At 70.4% G+C, this 11,558-nt stretch carries 7 protein-coding genes; 1 reads left to right on the forward strand and 6 read right to left on the reverse strand.

Annotation, left to right across the window (positions count from 1 at the left end):
- Positions 1-394: hypothetical protein (locus tag Mam01_RS37090; protein WP_239101806.1), on the reverse strand; the 394-nt coding region annotated here is incomplete at its 3' end.
- Here Mam01_RS37090 and Mam01_RS32900 point away from each other — a divergent pair.
- Positions 311-2,512, forward strand: a complete 2,202-nt coding sequence (locus Mam01_RS32900; protein WP_239101804.1) for an HNH endonuclease signature motif containing protein — start codon at positions 311-313, stop codon at positions 2,510-2,512. The genes Mam01_RS37090 and Mam01_RS32900 overlap by 84 nt on opposite strands.
- A 72-nt stretch (positions 2,513-2,584) precedes the next feature.
- Here the strand turns inward: Mam01_RS32900 and rnhB are convergent, their stop codons facing one another.
- The 5 genes from rnhB to Mam01_RS32925 form a co-directional block, all read right to left on the reverse strand.
- Positions 2,585-3,238, reverse strand: a complete 654-nt coding sequence (gene rnhB / locus Mam01_RS32905; RefSeq protein ID WP_239101805.1) for a ribonuclease HII — start codon at positions 3,236-3,238, stop codon at positions 2,585-2,587.
- Between the two features lie 156 nt (positions 3,239-3,394).
- Positions 3,395-4,426, reverse strand: coding sequence for a cellulose binding domain-containing protein (locus Mam01_RS32910; protein WP_204289076.1), 1,032 nt, complete (start codon positions 4,424-4,426; stop codon positions 3,395-3,397).
- 169 nt (positions 4,427-4,595) lie between these two features.
- The gene (locus Mam01_RS32915; RefSeq protein ID WP_204289077.1) at positions 4,596-6,113 is read right to left on the reverse strand and encodes a cellulose binding domain-containing protein; all 1,518 of its coding nucleotides are present in this window, start codon (positions 6,111-6,113) and stop codon (positions 4,596-4,598) included.
- Positions 6,114-6,172: 59 nt separating this feature from the next.
- A complete protein-coding gene (locus Mam01_RS32920) occupies positions 6,173-8,926 on the reverse strand; it encodes a glycoside hydrolase family 9 protein (RefSeq protein ID WP_239101802.1) in 2,754 nt (917 codons plus the stop codon).
- A gap of 13 nt (positions 8,927-8,939) precedes the next feature.
- Positions 8,940-11,387, reverse strand: a complete 2,448-nt coding sequence (locus tag Mam01_RS32925; protein ID WP_204289079.1) for a glycoside hydrolase family 9 protein — start codon at positions 11,385-11,387, stop codon at positions 8,940-8,942.
- Between the last annotated feature and the right edge of the window lie 171 nt (positions 11,388-11,558).

The following is an 11,558-nucleotide window of genomic DNA, read 5'->3' on the forward strand; positions in this document are numbered from 1 at the left end:
CGACACGGTTCGTGACCACGACACGGTTCGTGACCACGACACGGTTCGTGACCACGACACGGTTCGTGACCACGACACGGTTCGGGACCACGATGCTGGCCGGGACCACGATGGTCGGGACACCGGTAGCGCGCCTGGTGGTGCGTCTGATGGTGTGCCCGGTGGTGCGTCTAATGGCGCCTTCGGCGGTGCTTCCGGCGGTGCTTCCGGCGGTGCTTTTGGCGCGGGGTCGTCCTCGTGGGTGGCGGTGGCGGCGGTTGTCGAGGCGGCGCGGGCGGTGGCGCTCGTTCCAGTGCCCGAGGCGGCGGAAGTGTGCCTGGCCGAGGCCGAGGAGTTGTTGTCGGCTCGCGACCGGATCACTTCGGCGTTGGCGGCCCGGGTCGGGCGTGTCCATCGGGCCGGGGAGGCGAAGAACCACGGGCATGCCTCCACCAAGTTGTGGTTGCGTTCCGCTGGGGGGATGACCCCTGCGGGAGCCAGTCGCCTAGTGACGATGAGCCTGGAACTGCACCGCCTCCCGCAGGTGCGCGAGCGGTTCGCCGAGGGCACCTTGCCCGAGGGGATCGTGGAGGCCATCTGCACCGCCACCTCCGGGCTGACCGACGACCAAGCGACCACCGCCGAGCGAATCTTGCTGCAGTTGGCCGGGTCAGCGGGTGCGGCGGAGGTGGCCAAGGCGGGGCGGTATCTGCGCGCGGTGCTGGACCCCGACGGCCACGAAAAGGACGAGCAGGCCGACTTCGACCGCCGGTTCCTCCGGGTGCGCCGGCGCAGGAACGGTGGTGTGGAGGGGGAGTTCTACCTGCCGGTGGAGGCCGCCGCGCGGTTGCAGCAGCTGCTGGACGTGTACGCCAGGCCCAAGGCGGAGGGTGATGACCGGACGCTGAGTGTGCGGAATGCCGATGCGCTGATCGCGTTCTTGGAGAACAAGATTGCGACTGAGCTTCTGGTGCTGGTCAACGCCGAGTCCCTCCCCGACGACCCTCCAGCCGAGGACTGCGCAACCGAGGACCCTGCAGCCGGGCATCCCGCAGACAACCTCGCCGGCACGGCCGCGTCAGGCACGGATTTCTCGGGGGACCATCCCACAGATACCGGCCCCCTGAGCGGCTTTCCCTCGGATGAGGGCGAGCCCACCGCTGAGGAGTCCGCCGGCGAAGAGGCAGCGGGTGCGGAGCCTGGCACTCGGCCATCGACCGTCAGGCGCGAAGGCACCGCCACCGTGCCCCCGGCCAGCGGTGATCGCTCTGCCGACGAGGACGGGTGCTCGGCCGTCGCGCACTCCGCAGGAGATGACACCTCCCCTACCGCCTCCGCCGCCTCCCCTACCGCCTCCGCCGCCTCCTCTGCCGCCGCAGGTGCGGGCGCTGACGGACAGGAGCCCGCCACCGGCCGCGCAGCCGCCGGTAGCTCGCCGATGGACGGTCCGGCTGCAGCCTGGCCGCACGTCGACCGAACCGAAAGCGGCGGGCGCGGCGACCTGCGCGACGGCGATGGCATCCAGCAGGGCCACACTGGCGACCCCGGCAACCCTGACGCCGACCCCGGCGCTCAAGCAAAGAGGACCGAGCGAGGACACCAGAGAAACCGAGCGCGGCGGTCGCAGCAGGCACCCCCGCAGCAGGCGCATGCCCCTGATTCCCCACCGGAGCACGACGCTCCGCCGGGCGCGGAACACGGCGGGGACGCCTGGCCGGGAGGCGAGCCTTGGCCGGGGGCGGGAGCCGACGCGTCGCCGGGTGCGGAACATGGCGGCGGTGCCTGGCGAGAAGGTGACGCCTGGCCGGGAGGCGAGCCTTGGCCGGGGGCGGGAGCCGACGCGTCGCCGGGTGCGGAATACGGCGACGCCTGGCCGGGAGACGATGCCTGGCCGGGAGGTAACGCCTGGGCGGGTGCGGGAGCCGATGCTCCGCCGGGTGCGGGACACGGCGACGACCCCTGGGCGGGCGGTGGTGCCTGGGCGGGGGCGGGAGCCGATGCGTCGCCGGGTGCGGAACATGGCGGCGACGCCTGGCCAGGAGGTGAGCCCTGGCTGGGAGGTGAGGCCTGGGCGGGGGCGGAAGCCGACGCTCCGGCCGGTGCAGAACATGGCGGCGGTCAGTGGCCAGGAGGTGACGCCTGGCCGGGTGCGGCGGGCCATGTGCCGCCGGGGGTGTGGTTGCGGGGGTTGCCGGGGTTGATCCTGGCGACCGGGCAGTTGCTGCCCGTCTCCAGCGTGCACCGGCTGGCCCGCACCAGCACCCTGGTCCGGATCGTTATGGACGCCGCCGGGCAGGTGCTGGACATGGGCCGCAAGGTCAGGTTGGCCACCCCCGCACAGCGCCGGGCGGTCTTCGCCCGGTATGCCACCTGCTGGGTGGACGGCTGCCCCCTACCCTCGACCATGTGCCAGATCGACCACGCCGACGACTGGTGCAGCGGCGGGCTGACCGACCTGAAGCTGCATGGGACCGGCGTGCCAGTTCCACAACCGCGACCGCTACCGGCACCCCACCCGCTACACCCGCCGTAGGGTCGGCGACGACCGCTGGGCCTTCACCTACCGCAACCCCTACAGCAGTCGGCGGGTGAGGACATGAGGGGGTCAGAGGAGGGTCGTCTGACCGGAGCCGGCAAGGGGGTCACGGTGCTTGCGCAGGTGCCTCCAGCGCGGCAGGTCGTCGAGGTAGGACCACGACAGCCGATGGTGCGGGGTCGGGCCGCTTTCCGCGAGAGCGCGTTGGTGGACCGGCGACGGATAGCCCGCGTTCGCGGCGAAGCCGTAGGCCGGATGCTTCTCGCCGATTTCGGCCATCAGCCGGTCGCGGTGGACCTTGGCGAGCACCGACGCGGCGGCCACGGAGACCGAGCGCTGATCGGCTTTCACCTCGCACCGCACCCGCCATGGCCGCCCCAGGAAGTCGTGCGAGCCGTCGAGGAGCACCACGTCGGGCCGCAGCGGCAGGGCCTCCAGGGCCCGGCGCGCGGCCCGGCGCAGGGCCTCGGTCATGCCGACCTCGTCGATCTCCTCCGCGCTGGACTCGCCGTACGCGTGACAGGTGAGCCAGCCCGGCAGGACCTCGGCGAACGCCTCCCGCTGGGCCGGACCAAGCAGCTTGGAATCGGTCAGCCGGACCTTGCGGTCGCCTCGTCCCGGCAACTCCGGCGGCGGGCCGAGGGAGGTGACCGCCGCACAGAGCACGACGGGCCCGGCCCAGGCGCCGCGGCCGACCTCGTCCACACCGGCGATGTGGACCATGCCGGCCGCGCGCAACTCGTCCTCGATCTCGTAGCCGGCGGCCTTGCGGGGCCGGACGGCGGCCCCGGATTCCAGTCCGGGTTCCAGTCCGGGCAACGCGTCGGTCATCCCGCCATCATCGCAGGCACCAGAGGCCCCTGGGGTTCAGGTGGCAAATCAAGTGATCGTGCAACTGCGCTGGTTGAGGGTGAAGCTCATCGGGGGCGTGTTCTGGTTGCCGGGGAAGGTGGCGTTGAAGCCGATGGACACCGAACGGCCGGGCTTGATGGTCTTGTTCCAGTCGTAGTTCTCGGCGGTGACGACGCTGTCGCTCTGTGTCCAGCGGGCCGACCAGCCCTTGGTGAGGTGCTGGGTGGGGAGCAGGAAGGTCAGCTTCCACCCGTCGATGGCCGTGGTGCCCGTGTTCGTGATCTTCACAGATGCGGTGAGACCGCCCTTCCAGGCGCTCTGGGTGTAGGTGACGGCACACGAGACAGGAGGCGTGTCGGACTGCGCGACGGCCGTGTACGGCGCCGAGGCGGCGCTGAGGTTGCCGGCGGCGTCGCGGGCCACGACCTGGAAGGTGTACGGCTTGCCGCCTTCGAGGCCGGTGACGATGTCGCGGGGGGTGCCGTTCTCGCCTTCGTACGCGTAGCCGTGGTCGGTGCGCCGGAAGAGGTCGTACTTGGGCGGGACTCCGCTGTCGTCGCTGACGGTGTTCCAGGCGAGGAAGATCCCGCCGGGTATGTCCATCCCGGTGACGGCGGCCATTCCGGCCGGCGTGCCGGGCGGAGTGGTGTCGGGGGCACCCGGGCCGGGGCTCGCGGGGATCGGCGGCTCGACCATCGCCCGCTGCCGGACCAGGTCGGAGGGCGCGCTGAGGTTGCCGTCGGCGTCCTTGGCGACGACGTAGAACAGGTAGTCGCGCCCGGGGGTGAGGTTCTGCAGCACGACCCCGACGACCCAGTCACCGGACGTAGAGAACTGTGTGGTCACGGGGGTGAAGGCGCCGTTGATCCAGGCGTACACGTCGTAGCCGGTGACCCCGACGTCGTCGGTGGACTTCTTCCGGGTCAGCCCGGCGGCGGCGTTGATGTAGGCGTTGTACGGCCCCACCTCCATGGGACGGCTGGGCGCGCTGCCGGTGGTGGAGGTCGGGGTCGCGGTAGGGCTCGGGGGCGGTGCGAGGGCGGCGGCCGGTGTGGACACGGCCGCGAGCGCGAGGCCGGAGCTCAGCAGGGCCGCGCTGAGCAGACCGGGACTGAGCAGACCGGGACTGAGCAGACCGGCACTGCGCAGGGCGCTCGCAGGGTGCGCATGTGATCACCTTCCGATCGGACGCCCGGCGCATCGGGGATGCGCCGGGCTCGGGTGAGGATCACGAGCAGGTGGCGCCGTTGAGGGTGAAGGCGGTTGGTTTGGGATTCGAACCGGCGTAGGCGCCGTTGAAGCCGAGGTACAGCGACTGGCCCGGCTTGATGGTCTTGTTCCATGCGTAGTTCTCGGCCGTGACACCGGTGCCGGACTGGGTCCAGACGGCAGACCATCCGTTGGTGACGCGCTGTGAGGCGAGCGGGAAGCTGAAGCCGAGCGTCCACCCGTCGACGGCGGTGGTGCCGATGTTGGTGATCGTGACGGTGGTGGTGAACCCGCCGTCCCAGGTGGTGGCAGCGTAGGTCACCCTGCATCCGGAACTGGGCGACACTGACGTGCTGGGAGACACCGACGCGCTGGGCGAGGACGTTCCCCCAGGCTGCGCGACAGCCGTGTACGGCGCCGAGGGATTGCTCAGGTTGCCGGCGGCGTCGCGGGCCACGACCTGGAAGGTGTACGGCTTGCCGCCTTCGAGGCCGGTGACGATGTCGCGGGGGGTGCCGTTCTCGCCTTCGTACGCGTAGCCGTGGTCGGTGCGCCGGAAGAGGTCGTACTTGGGCGGGACTCCGCTGTCGTCGCTGACGGTGTTCCAGGCGAGGAAGATCCCGCCGGGTATGTCCATCCCGGTGACGGCGGCCATTCCGGACGGAGTGCCAGGAGGCGTGGTGTCCGTGCCCGGGCTCGGACTGGCCACGGGCGGCTCGGCCATGGCCCGGGCACGGACCAGGTCGGAGGGCGCGCTGAGGTTGCCCGCGCGGTCTCTGGCCAGGACGTAGAACAGGTAGTCGCTCCCCGCCGTGAGGCCGGCGACCACCGCGGTGACGCGGTCGGCCCGCGTGTCGATCGTGGCCTGCTGCGTGCGCAGGAAGGCGCCGCCGGTCCACACGTAGATCTCGTAGGTGGAGATGCCGACGTCGTCGGTGGACGGTGTCCAGACCAGGCCGACCGAGCCGTTGACGTAGACGTTCTGCGTGCCCAGGCCTTCGGGACGGGTGGGCGGGGTCCGGTCGATCGGGGACGGGCTGGGCGGCGGACTGGAGGGAGGCATGCCGCTCAGGTAGCCGGCAGTGGCCGTCAGCTCATTGGACGGCGGGCCCGCGTTTCCCGCCGCGTCCCTCGCGACGACCCGGAACGTGTACGACTGTCCCAGGGTGAGGCCGCTGACGATGGAGCCCAAGCCGGTCGTGGTGCGGATGGTGGTGAAGACGCCGTCCTGCTTGACCTGGACGTCGTACGCGGTGACGCCGACATCGTCGGTCGCGGCGTCCCAGCACAGCGACACGCCGATGCCGAGACTCGATCCGGGAGCCGCGGGCAACGGACAGTGCCACAGGGCTCCCGGAGCGCTGGGCGGGGTGGCGTCTCCGGCCGCCGCGGAGGCCGGGAGGCCGGCGGCGAGTATGAGGCCGGCGCTCAGCAGACCGGCGCTCAGCAGACCGGCACTGAGCGAACCGGCACTGATTGAACCGGCACTGCGCAGAGCGCTCGCTCGGGCGGTGGTACGGCGCTTCTGGGCGCGCATGTGAGTACCTTCCGATCGGGTGCCCGGCGCATCGGGGATGCGCCGGGCCCGGGTGAGGATCACGAGCAGGCGGTGCCGTTGAGGGTGAAGGCGGCCGGTTGGGAGTTCGAGCCGGTGTAGGTGCCGTTGAAGCCGACCTGGACGGACTGTCCGGGAGCGATGGTCTTGTTCCAGTCGAGGTTGACCGCCGTCACGTTCGCACCGGTCTGGGTCCAGGTGGCCGACCAGCCGGGCGGGGTGACCTTCTGGGTGCCCGGGAAGGCGAACTTCAGCGTCCAGCCGTTGACCGCCGTCGTGCCGGTGTTGGCGATCGTGACGGTCGCGGTGAACCCGCCGCCCCAGTCGCTCGTCGCGTACGTCACCCGGCATCCGCCACCCGGTGAGGGAGACGCTGAGGGAGACGCCGAGGGCGACGGTGACGGGCTGGGAGAGGGGGACGGCGAGGGGGTGGACAGGCCGTGCTGGGCGGTCGCGGTGAGTGTGGCCGAGGGCTGGCTGGTGTTGCCCGCGGCGTCCCGTGCCACGACGTAGAAGGTGTAGCTCGTGCCGGCGACCAGTCTCTCCGCGACGTAGAGCGGCGTGGTCGATGAGCCGATCTTGGTGTAGCTGGTGCCCTGCTTCATGTACACGTCATAGCCCGTGACCCCGACGTCGTCGGTCGAGGCCGTCCAGCACATCGGCACCGCGTTCGTGAAGTCCGCGCCGCAGACCCGCAGCCCGGTGGGAGCGCTCGGCGGCGTGGTGTCCACCGAAGACGGCGAGGACGACGGAGAGGAGGACGGCGAGGACGACGGCGATGGGCTGGGGGAGGGCGATGGGCTGGGGGAGGGGCTGGCCGTGCCCTCCGGCGGGGTGCCCCACACCAGCGTGCTTCCGTCGTACACCGGCACGTGGGAGGCGGCCGAGGCCGACCAGTCGTTGGCCGGGTCCCAGGCCGCGCCGTTCGGCACCGAGATGCGCAGCTGGGTGCTGCGCTTGTAGAGCTGGGCGTCGCCGGGGTAGATCGGCTTGCCGGTGCAGTCCACCTCGGCGTAGTAGATGCGATCCCTGGCGAGGACGGGCCCGCTCACCGCGCAGCCGCTGGTGTCGCCGCCGGTCACCTTCACCTGGGAGGCCGTGGTGGAGCCGTCGAGCGTGAAGTAGTAACGCGCCTTCCCCGACTGGAGGACGCGCGGAGGCCAGTTCGACGTGTTGGTGATGGTGACGGCCAGCGAAGTGCCGTCCGTACCGGTGTAGACGTTGCCGACGGCGGCGGTGATCTCGTCGTTCTTGTTCTCCGGCGCGGGGAAGCCCGCCAGGGGCGTGCCGCCGTACTCCTTGGCGAACCGCGCGAGCACGTTGGTGATGCCGGAGTTGTAGTCGATCGCCACCTCGTTGCGGACATAGTCCGTACGGCTGTCGGTGTAGGCGTCGGCGGCGTCCGGCCCTCCGGCGAGCGCGCCGTACAGGACGTGCAGGTTCGGGCCGGTGGTGTCGCTCATGTAACCGAGGTACTGGCCGCTGGCCGCCCGGTGGTGGACATGCGTCGGGGGGTTGGTCCCGAAACCGACCATGTAGCTGGAGTGACGGGGATTGTCCCCGAGGGCGTAGTCGACCTGCTGCTTGGCGAAATCGTGGTAGCGCGCGTAGAGCGGGTCGCCGGGGCCGAGGTGGTCGGCGTAGACGAGCGCCACCCAGGCCGTGTTCAGTGCCATGCGCAGGGAGGCCCAGTTGAAGATGTACGCCAGGCCGCCGGGGGTGATCGTGCCCTTCTTGCCCTTGTATCCGGTGGTCCAGTAGTCGAGGTAGCGCCGGACGTCGTCGGTGTACTTCTGCTCACCGGTCAGCGTGGCCATGAGCGCGTAGACGGCGTATTCCTTGTCGTTCCAGCCCAGGCCGAAGGTGTAGGCGGGCACCATCGTCCCGCCCGCGCCCTGGCCCACGTCGGGCTCGCTGCCCATCTTCGGGTAGAACTCGCGGGCCTTGTCGAGGTAGCTCCCGGTGCCCGTGGCCCGGTAGAGCCACACGGCCGCCCAGGCCAGCTCGTCCCAGTACATCTTGGTCGCCCCGGGATGGTCGGATGCTCCCTCCCAGGTCGAGTTGTAGTAGCCGGAGATGCCCGGCACGCAACTCGTGTACGCGGTGTCCTGGCCGTTCGTCCCCTTGGTCGTGTCGGCGAACGTGAACAGCTGCCTGGCGTGGGTGAGCAGCGTGTCGGCGTACGACGGGTCGCTCTGGCGGAAGGCCATCGAGGAGGCCGCCATGGCCGCGGCCGTCTCGGCGACGACGTCGGTGCCCTTGCACGTCGGGGTGATCTTGTAGACCGGCCGCGACATGCCCTTGATGTCGATCACCTCGGGCGGGCCCCAGTACGCGTGGTCCACGCTGCCGTCGCCCACCTGGACGTACAACGTCTCCGGCTCGGGGTGGGCGGCGATCAGGTAGTCGGTGGCCCATTTGAGGTTGTTCAGCATCGGCGTGAGCTGGGTCCCGTAGCCGGACCGGTTCTCGACCAGCCCCCAGGCCAGCATCGTGGTGGTGAACGCCATGGGGAAGCCGAACTTGACGTGGTCGCCCGCGTCGTACCAGCCGCCGGACAGGTCCACCCCCGCCGCCTTGCCGTCGTTCAGCGTGCGGTCGCCGCGCCACTCCACCCGGCTCCAGGCGGGCTTCCTGCCCGACTGCTGCGCCTCGTAGAAGTAGATCGACTTCTGCAGGGCCTCGGTGTAGTTGTACGAACTCGCCGCCTGGGCGGGCACCGAACCCGGGACGAGCAGGGGGACGAGCAGGGCGGCCAGTACGGCGGCCACCCCGCCCAGGGAAAGCAGTCTCATCGAACGCCTCATATCAGGAGCAGGTGATGCCGTTGAGGGTGAAGGCGGCAGGCTTGGGATTGGAACCGGTGTAGGTGCCCTGGAAGCCGATCTGGACGGACTGGCCGGAACCGAGGGTCCTGTTCCAGTCGAGGTTCGTGGCGGTGACACTGGTCCCGCTCTGCGTCCAGGTGGCCGACCAGCCGGGCGGGGAGATCTTCTGGGTGCCGGGGAAGGTGAACGTCAGGGTCCAGCCGTTGATCGCGGTGGTGCCGGTGTTGGCGATCGTGACGGTCGCGGTGAAGCCGCCTCCCCAGTCGTTGGTCGCGTACGCGACCTTGCACGTGCCCCCGGACGAGGGCGACACAGAAGGCGACACAGAGGGAGACACAGAAGGCGACGCAGACGGGGAAGCCGAGGGGGACGCCGAGGGGGACGCAGACGGGGAAGCGGAGGGCGACGCAGAGGGCGACACCGACGGGGAGGGGCCGGAACTCGGCGGGGTGCCCCAGAGCAGCCTGCCGTCGTTGCCGTACAGCGTCATACGGTCGGCGCCCTTCGCCGACCAGTCGTTGGACGGGTCCCAAGTCGCGCCGTCGGCCACGCCGATCCTGAGCTGCACCTCACGGCGGAACTCCGACTGGCCGCCCGGGAAGATGAGCGTGCCGGTGCAGTCGACCTCGGCGTAGTACGTCCTGCCCTCCAGCAGGTGCGGCCCGGTGGGCTGCTTGCACTGCGTGTAGGACGTGCTCACGGTGACCTGGCTCGCCGTCGTCGAGCCGTCGAGCGTGAAGTAGTAGCGGAACTTCGCCCGGTCGAGGACGGTCGCGGGCCAGGCCGACTTGTTGATCACGAAGGTCTTGGCCGCCGTCTCCCGGGCCGTGTGGGTGATCGTCGGCTCCAGATAGAACTCGGGGCCGTCGGGCGTCTCGCGCGGCAGCGTCGCGAGGGGCGACCCGCCGTACGCGCCGTAGAGGACGGCGAGCGAGCTGGTGATGCCGGAGTTGAAGTCGAGCGCGACCTCGTTCTTGACGTAGTCGCCCCGGCTGTCGGTGTAGGCGTCGGCGCCGTCCGGGCCACCGACCAGCGCGCCGTACAGGATGTGCCTGCTGACAGTGGGCTCGCCGTCGGGACCGGCGTTGGTCCAGGAGCCGTGCGCGCCGCGGTGGTGGGGGTTGCGCGGCGGGTTGGTCCCGAAACCGATCATGTAGCTGGAGTGGCGGGGGTTGTCGCCGAGCGCGTAGTCGATCTGGCGCTTGCCGAAGTCGTGGTAGCGGGCGCGGAGCGAGCTGGACGAGCCGAGATAGTCCGCGTACCGCAGCGCGACGAACGCGGTGTTGGCCGCCATGCGCAGCGAGGCCCAGTAGAAGATGTACGCGAGGCCGCCGGGCGTGATCGTGCCCTTCTTGCCCTTGTAGCCCACGGTCCAGTAGTCGAGGTAGCGCTGGACGTCGTCCTTGTACTTCTGCTCGCCGGTCAGCTCGGCCATCTGCTCGTAGACGGCGTACTGCTTGTCGTTCCAGCCGAAGCCGAAGTTGAAGACGGGCACCTGGACGCCGTTGCTCCCCGGGTCCTCCTGGGTGCCCATCTTGGGATAGAACTCGCGGGCCCGGTCGAGGTAGCTCGCGGTGCCCGTGGCCCGGTAGAGCCAGACGGAGGCCCAGGCCAGCTCGTCCCAGTACATCTTCGTGGCGCCCTCGACCTGGCCGCCCTCGCCGGTGGAGTTGTAGAAGCCCTGCGCGGCGCTGACGCAGTTCACGTACGCCGTGTCGCGGCCGTTCGTCCCCTTGGTCGTGTCGGCGAACGTGAACAGCTGCCTGGCGTGCGTCAGCAGCGTGTCGGCGTACGTCGGGTCGGTCGGCCGGAAGACGATCGACGACGCGGCCATCGCGGCGGCGGTCTCGGCCGCCACGTCGGTGCCGGGGCACGACGCGGTGATCTTGTAGACCGGCCGCTTGTGGCCCTTGGCCTCGACGGTCTCCGGCGCGCCCCAGTAGGAGTGGTCCTCGCCGCCGTCGCCGACCTGGACGTAGAGGACGTTCGGCTCGGGATGGGCGTTGATGAAGTAGTCGCCCGACTGCCGCAGCGTGTTCAGCAGGTACGGCAGCTGGCCCGACCTCTCGTAGGCCGACCGGTAGTCGACGCCGCCCCAGGCCAGGGTGGTGGTCATGGAGGCCATCGGGAAGCCGAACTTCACGTGGTCGCCGGCGTCGTAGAAGCCGCCCGACAGGTCGACCCCGGCGGACTTCCCGTCGTTCACGGTCGAGTCGGCCCGCCAGGTCACCCGGTTCGTGGACGGCAGGCGGCCCGACTCCTGCGCCTCGTAGAACAGGAACGACTTCTGCAGCGCCTCGCCGTAGGCGAACGTGGCGGCGGAGGCGGGAGCCCCGCCGGAGGGGCCGGACAACACGGCGCCGGTCGACACTGTCACGGCCAGTGCCGCCGCGGTGCTCGCGCTCAGCAGCCGTCGCGGTAGTCGCATGAAAATGCCCCCAGGGATGACGTACGGGCGGGACGACCGGAAAGGGATCCCGCCCGGATCGTGCGTACGGGACCTGGCGCGCTCCAAGCACCGCCCCGGACGCAGGGCCGTCCGTACAGGTCAGGGGCGTCACGGCGAGCCGGGGAAGTGAAACTTTCAGCACACGCCCGG

The organism is Microbispora amethystogenes, assembly GCF_016863015.1.
In the GTDB taxonomy this organism is placed as follows: domain Bacteria; phylum Actinomycetota; class Actinomycetes; order Streptosporangiales; family Streptosporangiaceae; genus Microbispora; species Microbispora amethystogenes.